The 17,336-nt window shown below is 70.8% G+C and carries 19 protein-coding genes; 8 read left to right on the forward strand and 11 right to left on the reverse strand.

The genetic code is table 11. The features are described from left to right. The first annotated feature begins 50 nt into the window (after nucleotides 1-50). A complete protein-coding gene (locus ACGF4C_RS21260) occupies nucleotides 51-1,511 on the forward strand; it encodes an ATP-binding protein (RefSeq protein ID WP_393568261.1) in 1,461 nt (486 codons plus the stop codon). Here the strand turns inward: ACGF4C_RS21260 and ACGF4C_RS21265 are convergent. The 3 genes from ACGF4C_RS21265 to ACGF4C_RS21275 form a co-directional block, all read right to left on the reverse strand. Beyond that, the gene (locus ACGF4C_RS21265; protein WP_393568263.1) at nucleotides 1,496-1,855 is read right to left on the reverse strand and encodes a hypothetical protein; all 360 of its coding nucleotides are present in this window, start codon (nucleotides 1,853-1,855) and stop codon (nucleotides 1,496-1,498) included. The genes ACGF4C_RS21260 and ACGF4C_RS21265 overlap by 16 nt on opposite strands. A 35-nt stretch (nucleotides 1,856-1,890) precedes the next feature. Beyond that, entirely contained in the window at nucleotides 1,891-3,036 is a 1,146-nt protein-coding gene (locus ACGF4C_RS21270) for a hypothetical protein (RefSeq protein WP_393568265.1), read from the reverse strand. Nucleotides 3,037-3,112: 76 nt separating this feature from the next. Further along, nucleotides 3,113-3,451, reverse strand: coding sequence for a hypothetical protein (locus ACGF4C_RS21275; protein WP_201811201.1), 339 nt, complete (start codon nucleotides 3,449-3,451; stop codon nucleotides 3,113-3,115). A gap of 106 nt (nucleotides 3,452-3,557) precedes the next feature. Here ACGF4C_RS21275 and ACGF4C_RS21280 point away from each other — a divergent pair, with 106 nt between their 5' ends. After that, nucleotides 3,558-4,208 carry a hypothetical protein gene (locus ACGF4C_RS21280; protein WP_393568267.1) on the forward strand — a complete coding sequence of 217 codons (651 nt, stop codon included), beginning with the start codon at nucleotides 3,558-3,560 and terminating at the stop codon, nucleotides 4,206-4,208. Between the two features lie 47 nt (nucleotides 4,209-4,255). Here ACGF4C_RS21280 and ACGF4C_RS21285 read toward each other — a convergent pair whose 3' ends face one another. The 4 genes from ACGF4C_RS21285 to ACGF4C_RS21300 form a co-directional block, all read right to left on the reverse strand. Further along, nucleotides 4,256-5,956, reverse strand: coding sequence for a methylmalonyl-CoA mutase (locus tag ACGF4C_RS21285; RefSeq protein WP_393568269.1), 1,701 nt, complete (start codon nucleotides 5,954-5,956; stop codon nucleotides 4,256-4,258). 210 nt (nucleotides 5,957-6,166) lie between these two features. Continuing rightward, nucleotides 6,167-6,499: a DUF3817 domain-containing protein gene (locus ACGF4C_RS21290; RefSeq protein ID WP_030417254.1), complete on the reverse strand. Its 333-nt coding sequence runs from the start codon at nucleotides 6,497-6,499 to the stop codon at nucleotides 6,167-6,169. Nucleotides 6,500-6,642: 143 nt separating this feature from the next. Next, nucleotides 6,643-7,155 carry a MarR family winged helix-turn-helix transcriptional regulator gene (locus ACGF4C_RS21295; RefSeq protein WP_393568272.1) on the reverse strand — a complete coding sequence of 171 codons (513 nt, stop codon included), beginning with the start codon at nucleotides 7,153-7,155 and terminating at the stop codon, nucleotides 6,643-6,645. A gap of 186 nt (nucleotides 7,156-7,341) precedes the next feature. Continuing rightward, complete coding sequence (locus tag ACGF4C_RS21300; RefSeq protein WP_393568274.1) at nucleotides 7,342-8,967, reverse strand: MFS transporter; 1,626 nt, start codon at nucleotides 8,965-8,967, stop codon at nucleotides 7,342-7,344. A gap of 131 nt (nucleotides 8,968-9,098) precedes the next feature. Between ACGF4C_RS21300 and ACGF4C_RS21305 the strand changes: the two genes are divergently transcribed. Further along, entirely contained in the window at nucleotides 9,099-10,079 is a 981-nt protein-coding gene (locus ACGF4C_RS21305; protein WP_393568276.1) for a DUF5937 family protein, read from the forward strand. Nucleotides 10,080-10,797: 718 nt separating this feature from the next. Here ACGF4C_RS21305 and ACGF4C_RS21310 read toward each other — a convergent pair. Together ACGF4C_RS21310 and ACGF4C_RS21315 are read right to left on the reverse strand one after the other, a co-directional pair. Next, complete coding sequence (locus ACGF4C_RS21310; protein WP_030414101.1) at nucleotides 10,798-11,094, reverse strand: MTH1187 family thiamine-binding protein; 297 nt, start codon at nucleotides 11,092-11,094, stop codon at nucleotides 10,798-10,800. Then, entirely contained in the window at nucleotides 11,091-11,441 is a 351-nt protein-coding gene (locus tag ACGF4C_RS21315; RefSeq protein WP_030414102.1) for a DUF3817 domain-containing protein, read from the reverse strand. Before ACGF4C_RS21315 ends, ACGF4C_RS21310 begins: the two co-directional genes overlap by 4 nt. 284 nt (nucleotides 11,442-11,725) lie before the next feature. On the opposite strand from ACGF4C_RS21315, the gene ACGF4C_RS21320 reads away from it, so the two are divergent. From ACGF4C_RS21320 to ACGF4C_RS21335, 4 genes are all read left to right on the forward strand, one after another. Next, nucleotides 11,726-12,364 carry an AIM24 family protein gene (locus tag ACGF4C_RS21320; RefSeq protein WP_393568279.1) on the forward strand — a complete coding sequence of 213 codons (639 nt, stop codon included), beginning with the start codon at nucleotides 11,726-11,728 and terminating at the stop codon, nucleotides 12,362-12,364. Next, nucleotides 12,364-13,014, forward strand: a complete 651-nt coding sequence (locus ACGF4C_RS21325; protein ID WP_393568281.1) for an AIM24 family protein — start codon at nucleotides 12,364-12,366, stop codon at nucleotides 13,012-13,014. Before ACGF4C_RS21320 ends, ACGF4C_RS21325 begins: the two co-directional genes overlap by 1 nt. Continuing rightward, a complete protein-coding gene (locus ACGF4C_RS21330) occupies nucleotides 13,011-13,784 on the forward strand; it encodes an AIM24 family protein (protein WP_393568282.1) in 774 nt (257 codons plus the stop codon). The genes ACGF4C_RS21325 and ACGF4C_RS21330 overlap by 4 nt, the downstream gene beginning before the upstream one ends. 115 nt (nucleotides 13,785-13,899) lie before the next feature. After that, a complete protein-coding gene (locus ACGF4C_RS21335) occupies nucleotides 13,900-14,376 on the forward strand; it encodes a MarR family winged helix-turn-helix transcriptional regulator (RefSeq protein ID WP_030414106.1) in 477 nt (158 codons plus the stop codon). Nucleotides 14,377-14,419: 43 nt separating this feature from the next. On the opposite strand, the gene ACGF4C_RS21340 is transcribed toward ACGF4C_RS21335, so the two are convergent. Continuing rightward, nucleotides 14,420-15,838, reverse strand: coding sequence for an ATP-binding protein (locus tag ACGF4C_RS21340; RefSeq protein WP_393568303.1), 1,419 nt, complete (start codon nucleotides 15,836-15,838; stop codon nucleotides 14,420-14,422). A 16-nt stretch (nucleotides 15,839-15,854) separates the two neighbouring features. Then, nucleotides 15,855-16,517, reverse strand: coding sequence for a response regulator transcription factor (locus ACGF4C_RS21345; RefSeq protein ID WP_393568284.1), 663 nt, complete (start codon nucleotides 16,515-16,517; stop codon nucleotides 15,855-15,857). Nucleotides 16,518-16,630: 113 nt separating this feature from the next. On the opposite strand from ACGF4C_RS21345, the gene ACGF4C_RS21350 reads away from it, so the two are divergent. Beyond that, the gene (locus ACGF4C_RS21350; protein ID WP_393568286.1) at nucleotides 16,631-17,227 is read left to right on the forward strand and encodes a PepSY domain-containing protein; all 597 of its coding nucleotides are present in this window, start codon (nucleotides 16,631-16,633) and stop codon (nucleotides 17,225-17,227) included. Nucleotides 17,228-17,336 lie beyond the last annotated feature (109 nt).

Consider the following 17,336-nt stretch of genomic DNA (forward strand, 5'->3'; position numbering starts at 1 on the left):
GCCCGCACGGCGCGGACCCGCACGGAACGGCTCCCCACGAAACGGGCCGCGTGACCGGAACCCAGGAGCCCAGAACACAGGAGCCCGAGGCCCCGGACACCGCCGCCCCCTGGCGGCGTCACCACTACCCCCTCCGCACCCGTCTCGCCCTGGCCGCCTCGGCCGCCGTCGCCCTGGTGGCGGTCGGTGTCTGCGCCGCCGCCTTCGTGATCATCAGCTACCAGATGACCCGCCAGCTCAACCTCAACCTCGCCCAGACGGCCACCCAGAAGATCCACGACACCCGCGGTTGGGGCCCGACCGCGAGCGACGCCTCCTGCCGTTACCAAGCCGTGCCCTGCTACCAGATCGTCCCTGCCGACCCGGCGAAGGACCCGCGCGGCGGCTACCCCGTCCTGCCGGTCTCCGACGCCACCCGCCAGGTCGCGGCCGGCCGGCACGCGCCGTACTACCGCGACCTGACCGTCGACGGGCAGCCCGTCCGGATGTACACCGCGCCGCGCCCCGGCGGGCACGAGGCGCTCCAGGTGGCGCTCCGCTCGGACACCGTCGAACGCGGCGTACGGCACGCCGCCTGGGCGCTGTCCGCGGTCGGCGGTGCCGGCATCCTGCTGGCCGCCGCGCTCGGCTACGCGGTCTCCCGGGCGGGCCTGGCGCCGGTCGCCCGCCTCACCGCGACCGCGGAACGCATCGCCGCCACCCGCGACCCCCGCCACCGCATCGCGCTGCCGGCCGGCCCGGCCGCCCGCGAGGACGAACTCACCCGTCTCGCCGCCACCTTCAACACCATGCTCGCGGCCCTGGAGCAGTCCGTCACCGCCCAGCGCCGCCTGGTCGCCGACGCCTCCCACGAACTACGGACGCCACTGACGGCACTCCGTACCAACGCCGAACTGCTCGCCCGCGCCGGCCGCCTGACCGACGCCCAGCGCGACCGCGCCTCGGCGGCCCTGAACCGGCAGCTGCGCGAGGTCACCACCCTCGTCAACGACCTCATCGAACTCGCCCGGGACGAGGAGCCCCGGCCGCTGGTCGAACAGGTCCGCCCGGCCGCCCTCCTGGAACACGCGGTGGCCACCGCCCGCGAACACTGGCCGGAAACCACCTTCACCCTCCGCATCGCCCCCGAAGCGGCCCCGGTCACCACCCCCGGCGTCCCCTCCCGCCTGACCCGCCTGCTCTCCAACCTCCTCGACAACGCCGCCAAGTTCTCCCCACCGGCCGGCCCGGTGGAGGCCCAACTGAACTACTCCTCAGGCGAGTTGAACCTCACCATCCGCGACCACGGCCCGGGCATCGCCCCCGAAGACCTCCCCCACGTCTTCGACCGCTTCTACCGCGCCCACGCCGCCCGCGCCCTCCCCGGCTCCGGCCTGGGCCTCGCCATGGCCCGCCAGATCGCCCACGCCCACGCCGCCGACCTCACGGCAGAGGCGGCAACGGGCGGCGGCGCACTCTTCCGGCTGCGCCTGCCGGTGCCGCCCCCGGAAGGCGCTCACCGAGGCCGGTAGGTGGCACCGACCCCATCGGCCTCCGCCTCCACGGCCTTCTCCTCGACCCGCGCCCGCACCGCCTGCCGGTCCTCCGGCGCCATCGACCGCCAGCTCTCCCGCATCCCGGCAAGCCCGTCGGTCAGCGCCCGGTACCCGGACGGATCGTCGAGCACATCCTTGAGCTCAAGACGGCCGCCGAGCAGCTTGCGGGCGAGGTCCTGAAGTTCGGAGGGAGCCTTGGGGTTGTCGCGCACGGTGCGCAGAGCGGAGGTGAGGTGTTCGTTCTGCTCCTCGGCGAGGTCTCTCTCCTCGATGGGGTATTCGCGGTCGCCAGGGTTGGTGAAGGCGCTGTTGCCGGTCATGGGGCAGGGCTCCTGTCGGACGGTACGGGTCGGCGTCAGCCGAAGGCGTTGCGGACGCGTGCGGCCTCGTCCTGGCCGCCGTCGTTATCGGTGTTGGTGTTGCTCTCGGCGCGGGACCTGGCAGCTCCGCCCGCGGAGGCGGCGGACGACGAGTTCGAGCCGTCGGAGCCACTGCTGGAGGACGACGCATCACCGGAGCCGGCTTCGGCCGAGGAAGAGGATGAGGATGACGAGGAAGTGGAACCGCCCTCGGAGGACCCGCCCTCGGAGGAGCTGCCGTCGCCGCCTTCCGACGACGTGCCGTCACCCGAGGCGGCCGGCTCGGGGTCCTTGTAGGTGGCGCCGTAAACGGTCTTGGCAACCTTGGCGGCCTTCTGCTCCCCCTCGTAGGCCTGCTTGGCGCCCTCGCTGAAATCGCCCGTCGCCATCTTCCCGAGACCCTGGCCCAGCTCGCCCACCCCCTTGGCGCCGTCGACAACCTCCTTTCCCTTGTCGACAAAGGGCTTGGTCAAGGCCTCACCCGCAGCCCCGAAGTCGAACCCCTTCTGCGCCCCGAAGTGGCTCTTGATCCCCTGTGTGGCGAGGTTCCCGACGAGCTTCTTGCCGGCGTCGATACCGAGTTCCTTGGCCAGATCAAGCGCGATCTCCTTGCCCGACCGCTTCACCTTCTGGGCGATGGCGTCCTTGATGGCCTGAATGATCTGGTCCTTCGCCTTGCTGATGATCTGGCGAACCATGACCCGGGTCGTCGCCGTGGCGGCGGCCGCCCCGGCCTCCGAGGCACCCAGCGTGACCGGCGCGGCGGCCTGGGCCGCCGCGAACTCGATGGCCAACGCGATGAGCTGAGCGATCACCGCGATCTTCATCACCATGATGATGGTGGCCACGATCTGCAGCACGATGGCAAGCGCCTCGGCGGCCTCGGCGGACTCATCGAGGAAGCCGTCGCCGGAGAACTTCTTCCACTTGTCGTTGAATGCCTCGATCGCCTCACCGGAGTTGGCGCCGCGCACCGCTTGGGTGGCGCTCTCACCCTGCTGTTGGGCCCTACGGACAGAGGCGGCGAAGCTGCTCCAGGCCTCGGCCGCGTCGCGCATCTTGTCCTCGTCGATATTGGGCCATTGGAAGCCCAGCAGGTCGAGAACCCAGTCGACCTCGACAGGAAGCATGATGGTGGCCACTATGCGTCACTCCCCCGGGAAGCGTACTTTCGTTGATGTAAGGGTGTTTGCGGGGGTGTCCCGAGCTGAATCGCCGTCAATTCGCAAATTTGGGGCGACTCGCCGCGTACTTGGCAAGGTGATCGTGCTGATCCTGCTCGGTGGTGGCGTAATGCTCGCCCGTCGCCTCAAGCTTTTCCCCGATCACGGAGAGCCCTTCACCGAGGGTGGGCATCGACTCGACGAGACCTGCGCTCACCGGTGAGTAAACGTCCATGAAATACTTGAGCACATCGTCGTCACCCCAGTCCTCGGCCTCTTTGAGCGTGGCCGCCAACTTCTTTGCGGCAGCGCTGAAATCGGAGCCGATGTCCTTGAAGACACCGCCCTGCGCCTTGAGAACGGCCGGATCGACGTCGTAGCCGGAGCCTGCCACGGGTCCCCCTTGTGTGCGTTGATGCGCGTTGACCGAAGCGCTTAAGTACCGCGCAAATCCTGTGTCGTACGGTATCCGACGACCACGGCGACAGAGTGAGTGGGCGGTGAAGATCAACTTCACAGACCAGTACCGCCCCTCGTACGTGACCAGAGAAGAGAATGTCCCCATGCCCCAGACATTTCACCTAAAAGACCTCAAGCGTATTTGGTGGCGCTGCGTCCATCTGTTCGCCATTCTGGGCGTCCTGGCGGCCAGTGTCGTTGTCGCCTGGATGGGGCTGATCCAGGCGGGAATCGCGGGGACGCATGGGAAGCTCACGGTCGACTACTGCTATAGGAAGCATCCCGTCAGCGGGAAACGGCACACGAGCCGATCCCCCGACACCTTCACCTGCAACGGCACGTTCCGGGCGGACGACGGGAAAGTCGTGGCCGACAACGCCCACGTGAGCGGCCTCGCGGCCGAGTACCCCAAGGGACACACGCTGTCGACCCAGCGCAGCGGCAACGAGGTCTTGCCGGATGACCCCCACGGTGCGCTGAAGATGTTCCTGATCGCTTCCGGGCTGCTGCTCATCGAGGCGTTCGTCGTCTTCTGGTTCGTAACGAAGCTCGACAAGAACGGCATGAGCCTGGCGGATTCGTGGCGGAGCACCAAGGGCACGGCCGGCCGCGTCGTCGTGGTCGGCATCGCGGTAATCGGCGTCATCGGCCTCGCCGCCGGCCCGCTTCTCGCGTTCGCACTTCCCGGCTGAGCCGGGACAGGGCCGGGCCCGCGGCGTTCGTCGGGCCCGGCAGGAAGTCAGAACCCGGCAGGCTCCGTATAGACCCCCCATTCGTCCCGCAGCACCCCGCAGATCTCGCCGAGTGTCGCCTCGGCCCGTACGGCCTCCAGCATCGGCTCGATCATGTTGTCGCCGTTGCGGGCGGCGGCGAGCATACCCTCCAGTGATGCCTTCACCCGAGCGTCGTCGCGGGCGGCCTTGCGGGAGGCGAGGACGCGGACCTGCTCGCGTTCGACTTCGTGGCTGACCCGGAGAATTTCCAGGTCGCCGGTGACCGAACCTTCGTGGCAATTGACGCCCACGACCTTCTTGTCGCCCTTTTCCAGCGCCTGCTGGTAACGGAAGGCGGATTCGGCGATTTCGCCGGTGAACCAGCCGTCCTCGATGCCGCGCAGAATTCCGGAGGTCATGGGACCGATGGGGTGCTGCCCGTCGGGATGCGCCCGCAGACCCCGTTCCTTGATCTGGTCGAAGATCTTCTCCGCATCCGCCTCGATGCGGTCCGTCAGCTGCTCGATGAACCACGAACCGCCCAGCGGATCCGCCACATTGGCGACCCCGGTCTCCTCCATCAGCACCTGCTGCGTACGCAGCGCGATTTCGGCGGCCTGCTCACTCGGCAGCGCGAGGGTTTCGTCCAGGGCGTTGGTGTGCAGGGAGTTGGTGCCGCCCAGCACCGCCGCCAGCGCCTCGACCGCGGTCCGTACGACGTTGTTGTACGGCTGCTGAGCGGTCAGCGAAACACCGGCCGTCTGGGTGTGGAAGCGGAGCCACTGCGCCTTTTCGCTCGTCGCACCGTAGACGTCCCGCATCCAGCGGGCCCAAATGCGGCGGGCCGCACGGAATTTGGCGATTTCCTCGAAGAAATCGAGATGGGCGTCGAAGAAGAAGGAGAGTCCGGGCGCGAAGGTGTTGACGTCCAGGCCGCGGCTGAGTCCCAGTTCGACGTATCCGAAACCGTCCGCGAGGGTGTACGCCAGCTCCTGCGCGGCCGTCGCCCCGGCCTCGCGGATGTGATAGCCGGACACCGACAGCGGCTTGTACGCGGGAATGCCGTGCGCGCAGTGCTCCATCAGGTCGCCGATGAGGCGCAGATGCGGCTCCGGCTGGAAGAGCCATTCCTTCTGGGCGATGTACTCCTTGAAGATGTCGGTCTGCAGGGTCCCGTTGAGCACCCCCGGATCGACGCCCTGCCGCTCGGCGGCGACGAGGTACATGCAGAAGACCGGCACGGCCGGGCCGCTGATCGTCATCGACGTCGTGACGTCGCCGAGCGGGATGTCCTTGAAGAGGACCTCCATGTCGGCGGCGGAGTCGATGGCCACACCGCAGTGGCCGACCTCTCCGAGCGAGCGCGGGTCGTCGGAGTCCCGCCCCATGAGCGTCGGCATGTCGAAGGCGACCGAGAGCCCGCCCCCGCCGTTGCCCAGGATCATCTTGTAGCGCTCGTTCGTCTGCTCGGCGTTGCCGAAGCCCGCGAACTGGCGGATGGTCCAGGTGCGGCCGCGGTAGCCGGTCGGGTACAGGCCACGGGTGAAGGGGTACTCGCCCGGCCATCCGATCCGCTCGAAGCCCTCGACGGAATCCCCGGGCCGGGGCCCGTACACCGGCTCGACGGGATCGCCCGAGAGCGTGCTGAAGTCCGCGTCCCGCTTGCGTGCGGCGTCATACCGGGCCTGCCAGCGACGGCGGCCTTCCTCGATCGCGTCAGCGTCCATACGATCGAATTTACTAGGACGTCCTAGTACTTGTCGACGGGAGTGGCCTTCGAGTCGCGGCGGTCACACGCCGTAGCGGGGCGGGGGAGGCAAGGGCTTGGGGCTGGCGCGGGGCTGCGGCGGGGCCGGGGTGGGGAAGCGGGAACGCGAAAACGCGCCCGTGCCGGTGAGGGACGGGCGCGTGACGGAGGACGGCGGACGGGAGCGGGGTCAGGCCTTGACCGGCTCCGCCGCGTTCTCGGCGAGCAGCGGCTCGACCTCGCGCACCACCTGGCGCTCGACGAAGAACGCCGCGGTCGGGATCGTGCCGGAGACCAGCAGCCACAGGAGCTTGCCGAACGGCCACCGGGCCTTGGAGCCCAGATCGAAGGCGAAGATCAGGTAGATGATGTAGAGCACGCCGTGTACCTGGGCGACGACCAGGGTGAGGTCCTTGCCGATCCCGAAGCCGTACTTGGCGATCATGCAGGCGCAGAGCGCCAGCAGCATCACGGCCGTGACGTAGGCCATTACCCGATAGCGGGTCAGCACGCTGGATTTCATGGATACGAGCGTAACCGCCCGGAAAATCCCCGCGGACGCGGGGAGCACGCACGTGCCCCGGACCGGGTGAGGCCTCCTCGCGGACCCTCCCCGCGGATACCGGACACAAGCATGCTGACCTGCAGGGACCCTGCCCCGCAGGCTCAGCTCCCGTCCTTGAAGTCCTCGGCCGCAACCCGCAGCGGGCGCAGCATCGCGAAGATCTCCGCGCACTCCTCGTCGTCGTACGCGCCGAGTCCGAAATCCATCGCCATCAGGTCCCGGGTCGCGGCGTCGCAGACCTCGCGGCCCTTCTCCGTGATGGAGGCGAGGGTGCCCCGCCCGTCGTTCGGGTTGGGCCGCTTGGCGACCAGGCCGGACTTCACCAGCCGGTCGACGGTATTCGTGACCGAGGTCGGATGCACCATGAGCCGCTCGCCGATCTTGGACATCGGCAGCTCACCGGCCTTGGAGAAGGTCAGCAGCACCAGCGCCTCATAGCGGGCGAAGGTCAGCCCGTACGGCTTGACCACCGCGTCCACCTCGGACAGCAGGATCTGATGGGCGCGCATGATCGACGTGATCGCGCCCATCGACGGCACGGCTCCCCACCTCTGGCGCCACAGTTCGTCGGCGCGCGCGATGGGATCGAAAGCAAGGCTGAGCGGCTTCGGCACGTCTCCGACCCTACCCGGCGGTCATATTGTGGTCAGCCTTGTCTCAGTTTTCGGTCTCACTCAGCGGTCGCGGGAGACGGGAGAGCGGTCCCGCCCGCCGGTGGTCGGGACGGGGCGGCGCGGGGCGGTCCGTCGGTGGTCGGCCGGGGCGGTCCGGAGCGGTCCGTCGGTGGTCGGCCGGGGCGGTCAGCCCGGTGGTCGCCCCGGGTGGTCGGCCCGGGGTGGCCGGCCGGTGGGCGGGACGGGCGGCGCGGGACGGTCCGTTGGTGGTCGGCCCGGGGTGGCCCGGAAGTGGTCCGCCGGAGGACTGCCCGGAGCGGTCCGCCGGTGGTCGGTCCGGGCGGTCCGCCGGACCTCGCGGATCACGGCGAGGACGCAGAGCACACCGAGCGCCCCCGCCGCCGGCATCACGGCCCGCAGCGGCGCATACTCCGCCGCGAGACCGGCCGCGCCCATCGCCAGGCCCATCGCCGTCATCCGCCCCGCCTGCACCACCGTCATCCCCTGCCCCAGCAACTCCTCGGGGACCGCGGCGACGAACCACCGGTCCACCCCGAAGTTGTACGAGATGCCGGTACCGGTCAGTACGAGGAGCAGCACCGCCCAGCCCAGCGAGGGCTGCGCGGCGAAGCCGAGGGACGGCAGGACGGCGAAGACGCCCATGGGGAAGGTGAGCCGGGACCGGGCCCGCGGCCCCAGGAGCGAGCCGACCAGGCTCTCCGCCACCACGGCACCGATCGGCATGCTGCACATCAACAGACCCGCACCGCCCGGGCCGGCGCCGAGCTGGTCGGCGTAGGGGACGAGCAGCGCCTCGGGGATGACCACGAAGGCCGGCGGCAGCCAGGTCAGGAGCAGCAGCGCGCGCACCCTGCGGTCCGCCAGCAGCCGCCGTACGCCGCCCAGGGACGCGCCCAGCAGGGCCCCGCGCCCGTCCGCCGGGCCACCGCCGTCCCGGGCCGGGCGGGCCCGGGTGCCGAGGCGCAGCAGCAGCGCCGAGCCGAGGAAGGTGAGGCCCGTGAGGGCGAGCACCGCCCGGGGCGTCACCACGGCCACCAACAGCCCACCGACGCCGAAGCCCACCAGTTGGGCACTCTGGTTCACGATGCGGATCACCGACCGGCCCAGGACGAACCGCTCGCCCTCGCCGAGGATGTCGCCGAGCGTGGCAGCCCGGGTCCCGGCGAAGACCGGGGCGATGGCGGCGATCAGACAGCGCAGGACGAGCAGCACGGCCACCGGTGTGCCCGGCAGGACCATCCCGGCCGCCGCCAGCGCGCACAGCAGATCGCAGACCACCAGCACCCGGCGGGCCGGGTACCGGTCGGCGACGGCGGACAGCAGCGTCCCGCCGAGAACGTACGGCAGCAGCCCGAGCGCGAAGGTCAGCGCGCTCAGCAGCGGGGAGTCGGTGCGCCGGAAGACCAGCACGGACAGCGCGATCTCACAGACGACCACTCCGAGGGAGGACAGCAGGTGCGCGGCGAAGACCGCACGGAATTCCGGCACGGCGAAGACCGCACGGTAACGGGCCGGACGCCCGGGAGGGACTGGGCCGCTGCCGACCTTGGGGCCTTCCCCTGGCCTGTCCTTGATGCCTTCCCCAGGACTGTCCTTGGGGCCTTCCCCAGGACTGTCCTTGGGGCCTTCCCCAGGACTGTCCTTGGGGCTCTGCTCGGGGCCGCCCTTGGGGCGCTCCTCGGGGCTCTCCTCAGGACCGTCCCCGAGGCCCTCCTCGGGGCTGTCCCTGGGGTCCTGCTCAGGGCGTGCGGGAGTACGGCCCGGCGGAACGGGCCCGGTGGTCGCGGACATGGCGGCAGACTGCCGCGCGCCGCCCTCGTCCCGTAATCTTTCGGCCCCAGCCGAATCCCGGCCCCATGCCGGATCCCGGCCCCATGCCGAGTCCCGGCCTCATGCCGAATCCCGGGGGAGGTCCCGCGGTCATGCCGCTGCATCTGCACTTCGGCGCCGACGACCTGCTGCGCATCCGGTTCGCCATCTCGCCGCTGTGCGAGACGCACGAGGCGGTACGGACCCTGCGCCGCACCGACCGGCACGGCTACCACGCACCGTGGTTACGGCGGATGCGCACGACGCTGGCCGGACTGGACCTCACACCGCTGTGGCTGTTCATGCCGGCCTCGCCGCCGGGCTACACCCCGGACTTCCTGGGCCGGCCCCCGGACACCCCGACGACCGGGTTCGACGAGGAACTGGCACGGCTGCGGGCCACCGACCCGGAACTGGCCCGGACCGAGATGGCCAAGTCGCTGGCCTGCACACCCGGCGGGACCGAGTCCGCGCGCGGCCGGGCGGCACTGGCGGATCCGGCCCGTGCCGTGCAGGAGCTGGCCGACGCCACCGAACGGGCCTGGCATGCGCTGCTCGCCCCGGACTGGCCCCGGCTGCGGGCCCTGCTGGAGGCCGAAATCGCCTACCGGTCACGCCAGTTGGCGGACGGCGGGCTGCGGCGACTGTTCGCCGATCTGCATCCGCGGCTCACGTGGTCGGGCGACACCCTCACGGTCCGGACCCGCACCGACTTCCTGCAGACCCAGGACCTGAACGGCCGCGGTGTGCTGCTGCTGCCCAGCGTCTTCGCCTGGCCGGACGTGGTGAGCGGTTTCGATCCGCCGTGGCAGCCCACCGTCATCTACCCGGCACGCGGGATCGGCGGCCTGTGGGCCGAACCGGACGCCGGGCCGGCACTCGCCCGGCTGCTGGGACCGAAGCGGGCGGCCGTACTGGCCGCACTCGACGCGCCGTCCTCCACAACGGCGCTCGCCCGCCGCCTCGGCCTCGCACCGTCCTCCGTATCGGCCCACCTCTCCGTCCTCCGCGCCGCCGGCCTCCTGACCTCCCGCCGCCACGGCCACGAGGTGCTATATGAGCAGACGCCACTAGGTCTGGCGCTGCTCGGTTGATTCCCACGTACCCGTCTGTCCCGCCGCGGTGGTTGCTCGCCGTTGCGCTTTGCGGCGCCTCCCACGTACTTGGCCGTCCCGCCGCGGGGCGTCTCGCCGTTGCGCTTTGCGGCGCCCCCGCACGTACTCGTCTGTCCCGCCGCGGGTGTTGTTCGCCGTTGCGCCTGCGGCGGGCTGGGTTTGTGGTGGGTGCGGTGACGGGCCTCCGGGGCCGGTGTTTGGGACTGCTGACGCTTTACGTCCCAAACACCGGCCCCTCCGGCCCGTCCCCTCCCGTTGGGGGAGTGTGCGGGTGAGTGGGGGCGCGCGTCGTATCGCGTACACCTGGCGTCGCTGGTCAGCGGGAATAGCTGTCCCAGCCCGTCGGGTTGTGGCCCCGCAGGGGGCCCTCGCGACCCTTACGGGATCCGTTCGACCAACCCCTACGGGTCCCCAGGCCCCCTTGCACCCCCAACGCCCACCCCCACCGCCCTCCCCCCCATCCCCCAACGGGAGGGGACAGACCGGAGGACGAAGTCTGTAGGGCTGGCACCGCACCCGACACCCACCCAGCCCGCCGCAGGCGCAACGGCGAGCAAGCCCCGCGGCGCAGCAGACAGCTACGTACGGGGCGCCGCAAAGCGCGCAACGGCGACCAAGCCCCGCGACGGGAAAGCCAAGTACGTACGGCGCGCCGCAAAGCGCAGCGACACGGCGGGACGGCCAGGTACGTGGGAAGTCAGCCCTCGGCGAGGTGTCGTTCCACCGTTGCCACCTTGGACGTCAGGCCGTCCGTGACCCCGGGGCGGATGTCCGCCTTGAGGACCAGCGAGACCCGACCGGCACGTGCCTCGACGGCCGCGACGGCTCGTTTCACGACGTCCATGACCTCGTCCCACTCGCCCTCGATGGACGTGAACATCGCGTCCGTCCGGTTCGGCAGGCCGGACTCGCGGACGACGCGGACCGCGTCGGCGACGTACGCGCCGACGTCCTCGCCGACGCCCAGCGGGCTCACCGAGAAGGCGACGATCATGCGTTGACGATCCCTTCCTTGCGGGCGCGGGCGGCGATCACGCCGGCCTCCTCCTCGCGCTTGAGCACCCTGTCCCCGTAGAGGCCGCCGAACGGGATGATCGCCAGCAGGAAGAAGAACGCGACGCGCTTGAAGGGCCACTTGGTGCGGTTCCACACGTCCAGCAGCAGCACCACGTAGGTGATGAACAGCAGGCCGTGGATCAGGCCGAGCGGCATCACCAGGGCGTCGTAGTCGAAGGCGAGCCGGAAACCGGTGCCGAAGATCAGCAGCGCGGGGAACGAGATGGCCTCCGGAACGGAGGCCAGGCGCAGGCGGTGCAGGGCGGCGGCGGTCTTGATGTCCACGAGAACCTCGTTCGGGTGGCGGGGGAGGCAGCAGGCTTGTGCAAGGGTTCACAAGCGTCGCCCCATTGTTACAGCCGCGCCCGCGATCCCCGCGCCGGGGGGACGTGAGCCGGACCACCCCGGGCCCGAGCCGGACCCGCATGAGCCGGACCCACGTGAGCCGAACCACCCCACCCCCACCCCACCCCCCAGGAAGATCCCCGGGTCATATCAGGGCGCAATCCGGGCCATGTCAGGGGCAAAGACCCTGCCCCGTACGGCCGGTGGCCGTTACCGTCTGAGGCGTGGCTCAGTTTCGGCTCCAGGGGAGCAAGGTGCTCGCCGTCGACATGACGGGCGATGCCGTCAAGGCGAAAAACGGGGCGATGGTCGCGTACGACGGCCAGATGTCCTTCAAGAAGATGACCGGCGGTGGCGAGGGTCTGCGCGGCATGGTCACCCGGCGGCTCACGGGTGAGCAGATGGCCGTGATGGAGGTGAAGGGCCACGGCACCTGCTATTTCGCCGACCGCGCCAGCGAGATCAATCTGGTGCAGCTGCAGGGCGAGAAGCTGTACGTGGAGGCCAGCAATCTGCTCTGCACGGACGCGGCGCTGCGCACGGGCACGACGTTCACCGGCCTGCGCGGCGCCTCCCAGGGCAACGGCCTGTTCACCACCACCGTCGAGGGCAGCGGCCAGGCGGCGATCACCTCGGACGGTCCCGCGGTGGTGCTGCGGGTCACCAAGCAGTACCCGCTCCAGGTCGACCCGGGTGCCTATGTGGCGCACACCGGTGATCTGAAGCAGCACTTCCAGTCGGGCGTGAATTTCCGCACGTTCATGGGGGAGGGCTCGGGCGAGGCGTTCCAGATCCGCTTCGAGGGCGAGGGGCTGGTCTACGTCCAGCCCAGCGAGCGCAACACCGTGGGCGGTGAGGTCTGATGCCGTTCACTGCGCTCAACTCCCGCATGGTGCAGGCCACGGTCACGCCCGGGCAGCGGATGTTCAGCCAGCGCGGGGCGATGCTCGCGTACCGCGGGGAGGTCACGTTCACCCCGAACATCCAGGGCGGTCAGGGCGGTATCGGCTCGATGATCGGGCGGCGGATCGCCGGTGAGGCGACCCCGCTGATGACCGTGGAAGGAAGCGGCACGGTGATGTTCGGTCACGGCGGTCATCACGTCCACGTCGTGGACCTGACCGGCGAGACGCTCTACGTCGAGGCCGACCGGCTGCTGGCCTTCGACGGCTCGCTCCAGCAGGGCACGATGTTCCTGGGCGCGCAGGGCGGTGTGATGGGCATGGTCCGCGGCCAGGTCACCGGCCAGGGCCTGTTCACGACGACGCTCTCGGGCGTCGGTTCGGTCGCGGTGATGGCCCACGGCGGCGTGCTGGAGCTGCCGATCACCCCGCAGCGCCCGGTGCACGTCGATCCTCAGGCGTACGTCGCGCACCGCGGCGAGGTCCGCAACAAACTGTCCACCGCGCTCGGCTGGCGCGACATGGTCGGCCGCGGCTCGGGCGAGGCCTTCCAGCTGGAGCTGTCGGGCCAGGGCACCGTCTACGTCCAGGCCTCGGAGGAGAAGCTGTGACCGGTCCCGTTGTCCACGACGTCGCCTCGCTCCCCGCGGATGACAACGTCAATCCGTACGCCTTCAGCGTCGATCTGGACGGCCAGTGGTTCCTGCAGAAGGGGAAGATGATCGCCTACTACGGGCAGATCGACTTCCACGGCATCGGACACGGCCGGCTGGACCGGCTGATCGCCGGAAGTTTCCATTCGCCACTGCACGCCGCGGACTGGGTCGTCGCCGAGGGCCGGGGAAAGATGCTGCTCGCGGACCGGGCCTTCGACGTGAATTCCTACGACCTCGATGAGGGCAACCTCACTATTCGCTCGGGCAATCTGCTCGCGTTTCAGCCATCTCTGTCGTTGAAGCAGTCGATCATCCCGGGCTTCCTCACGCTGATCGGGACGGGGAAGTTCGTGGCCGCGTCCAACGGGCCGGTGGTCTTCATGGAGCCGCCGATCCGGGTGGACCCGCAGGCGCTCGTCGGCTGGGCCGACTGCCCGTCGCCGTGCCACCACTACGACCACCAGTACCTGCGGGGATTCCTCGGCGGGCTGCGTGCGCACACCGGTGTCGGAGGGGCCTCGGGCGAGGAGCACCAGTTCGAGTTCGTGGGGGCCGGCACGGTCCTGCTGCAGTCGACGGAGCAGTTGATGCCGGAGCTGGCGACCGGCGCGGTCCCGGTGGAGGAGGGCGTTCCGGGCGGTGGCGGACACGTTCCGCAAAGTGGCTCACAACTGCCCCAGCTGCCCGGCAACCTCGGGAGCCTCCAGCGCCGCTTCGGGCTGTGAGCGGTAGTCTGCGGACGGTGACCTCGAACGTCTGACCCACACCCGGCCCCGGCCGGTCGTCGTCACCCCACGGGGATTAATTCACTATTCAACTTTTAACAGGTAGAATTCATCCATGACGACCGACAGCGACACTCCCTGGCTGACCGACCAGGAGCAGCGTGCCTGGCGCACTCATCTGGACGTCAGCAGACTGCTGATGCACCAACTGGAGCGCGATCTGCAACCGTTCGGCCTGACGAACAACGATTACGAGATCCTTGTCAACCTCTCCGAGGCCGAGGACCACCGGCTCCGGATGAGCGACCTGGCCGCCAGCACCCTGCAGTCCAAGAGCCGTCTTTCCCACCAGATCACCCGGATGGAGAACGCCGGCCTGGTACGCCGCGAGAGTTGCGAATCGGACCGCCGTGGCCTCTACGCCGTGCTGACGGAGGAGGGCTGGGACACCATGCGCCGGGTCGCCCCGCACCATGTCGCCTCGGTCCGCAAGCACTTCATCGACCTCTTCGCCCCCGAGGACCTCCAGTCGCTGCGGGCCTCGCTCACCCCGGTGGCCGAACACCTCCGCGCCCAGCGCGGCACGATCTGACCGCCCGGCCGCGGCCCCGCCCCGGGGCCGCGGCCGCCCCGGTTCAGCCGGCCGCCGGCAGCCGCAGCTCGAAGACCGCCCGGTCCCGTACGCCCAGCGTGCCGCCGTGCCGGACCGCCACGTCCCGTGCGATGGCCAGTCCCAGCCCGGCCCCGCCGTCGTCCCGCGCCCGCGCGTCGTCGAGCCGGACGAACCGTTCGAAGATCCGCTCCCGGTCCGCCTCCGGCACCCCGGGCCCGTCGTCCTCGACCCGCAGCACCGCCCACTCCCCCGCGCGCACCACCGCGACCCGCACCTCGCCGGCCGCATGCCGCTGCGCATTTTCCAGCAGGTTCCCCAGCACCCGCCCCAACTGGCCGCGCGAACCGGCCACTTCGGCGCCCGCCAGCTCACCGGTGGTGACCGGAATCCGGTCCCCGGCCCGCTGCGAGAGCTCCTCCCGCACCAGCGCCGCGAGGTCCACCCGGGCCGCGGCCGGCCGCTCCCCCGCGTCCAGCCGCGCCAGCAACAACAGGTCCGCCGCCAGCCGCTGCAGCCGCACGGTGTCCGCCACCGCGCCCGGCACGTCCAGCAACTCGGGGTGCGCCACCCCCACTTCCAGCTGGGTGCGCAGGCTGGCGATCGGACTGCGCAGCTCGTGCGAGGCGTCCGCGACGAACCGCCGCTGCCGCTCCACGCTCGTCTCCAACGCGGCCAGCGTCTCGTTGGTGGTGCGCGCCAGCCGGCCGATCTCGTCCCGGGACGACGGCACCGGCACCCGCCGGCTCAGATCCGTACTGGCCGTGATCGCCGCCATCTCCGACCGGATGCCCTCCACCGGCCGCAGCGCCCGCCGGGTCACCAGCCAGGTCACCCCCGCCACCACGACGAGCAGCAGCGGCAGCCCGATCAGCATGGCGGTCCGCACCGAGCCGACCGCGGCCCGCTCCGGTGCCAGCGCCGAACCCGCCCGCACCACGGCCTTCTCGCCCCGGCCGTCCTCGGCCTCGACCACCGCGAACCGGTAGGCCGCCACCGTCCCGTCGACATCGGCGGTCCCGTCCCGGTGGTGCACGTCCTCGTCGACCTGACCGGGCCGCAGCCCGCCCCGGTCGTCGTCCCCGTCATCGTCGTCACCGTCACCCGACCGGCCGAAGCCCGCGCCCCCGCCGCCCGCCGCCGCTGCGCCCTTGACCGGCCGGCCGTCGACGGCCCGTACGTCCTCGCCGGCCGCCAGCACCCGCCCGTCCTCGTCGGTGACCACCACCGGATGGTCCTCGCCGTCCGGCAGATCGAGCTTCGGGTACGCCGTGCCGGTGGCGATCTGCGCGGCCACCTCGCGCGCCGCGACCTCCGCCTGCAGCCCGGCCTGGTCCTGCAGATTGCCGCGCAGCACCAGCAGCACCGCCGTACCGGCCGCGATCAGCGCCAGCGCCACCACCACGGTCGCGCCGGCCGCCGCCCGGGCCCGTACCGACCCCAGGACCCGGCCCGCGGCCCTACGCACCGGCCACCAGCCGGTATCCCGCGCCGCGCACCGTCACGATGTGCCCGGCGCCGAGCTTGCGCCGCAGCGCGCTCACATACACCTCGATGATGTTGACGTCGCCGTCGTAGGCGAAGTCCCACACGTGCTCCAGGATCTCCGCCTTGGACACCACCTCCCCCGCCCGCAGGGCCAGTTGCTCCAGTACGGCGAACTCCTTCGCGGTCAGCGCGACCTCGGTACCGTCCCGCTCTACCCGGCGCGCCCCCTGGTCGACGGCGAGCGCCCCCACCCGCAACACCGGCGCGGCGCTCCGCCCCCGCCGCCGCAGCAGCGCCTTCACCCGGGCCACCAGCACCACGTACGAGAACGGCTTGGTCAGGTAGTCGTCGGCGCCGGTGTCCAGCCCCTCGGCCTCGTCGTACTCGCCGTCCTTCGCGGTCAGCATCAGGATCGGCACCTCGTTCCCGGCCGCCCGCAGCGCGGCGCAGACGCGGTAGCCGTTCATGCCGGGCAGCATGATGTCCAGCACGACCAGGTCGTAGGCGCCCTCGCCGGCACGGTGCAGCCCTTCGAGGCCGTCGTGCACCACGTCGACCGCGTACCCCTCGGCCCGCAGCCCCCTGGCCAGCGACAGGGCCAGCCGCTGCTCGTCCTCCACGATCAACAGGCGCATACGGGCCAGCCTGCCATCCGGAACCTGAAGAGCCCTTCAGCCGGCTTCAGCCGGGCTTCAGGTGCGTTCGGCCACTGTGGCGGCACAGCATTCGCCACTACGGAGGAGAGCACATGAAGCGCCACCTCGTCATCGCCACCGCCGCCGCGGCCGCCCTGCTGGCGGGCGGTACGGTCACCGCCGTCGCGGTGAGCGGCAACGGCGCCCCGGCCACGGCACCGGCGGCCGGCCACGCCCGCCAGGACACCGAGGACCTCCGCGAGGCCGGCGCCGCCCGGGTGACCGCTCCGCAGGCCGCGGCCGCCGCCCTGAAGGCCGTCCCCGGCAAGGTCTCCGGCCTGGACCTCGACCAGGACCGCCCGGGCCTGGTCTGGGACGCGGACGTCCTGGGCAAGGACGGAAAGTGGCACGAGGTCACCCTCGACGCGCGGACGGCACGGGTGCTGAACCAGCACGTCGACCGCGAGGACGACGACGATCACGCCCAGGAGCGCACCGCCCTGAAGAACGCCCGCACGGACGCCGCCACCGCAGCCCGCAAGGCCGGGCACGGCACGGTCACCTCCGTCGAACTAGACGACGACCACCGCACCAAGGCCGTCTGGGAGGTCGAGACCGTCACCAAGGACGGCACGGAGCACAAGCTGCTCGTCGACCCGGACACCGGCGCCCTGAGCACCGCCCCGGCACACGACGACGACAACGACTGAGCGCCCCCGGACCTCCGCCCCCACCCACCCGCACACTCCCCCAACGGGAGGGGACGGGCCGGAGGGGCCGGTGTTTGGGACGTAAAGCGACAGCAGTCCCAAACACCGG

The organism is Streptomyces sp. NPDC048197 (genome assembly GCF_043202395.1).
GTDB classification, from domain to species: domain Bacteria; phylum Actinomycetota; class Actinomycetes; order Streptomycetales; family Streptomycetaceae; genus Streptomyces; species Streptomyces siderophoricus.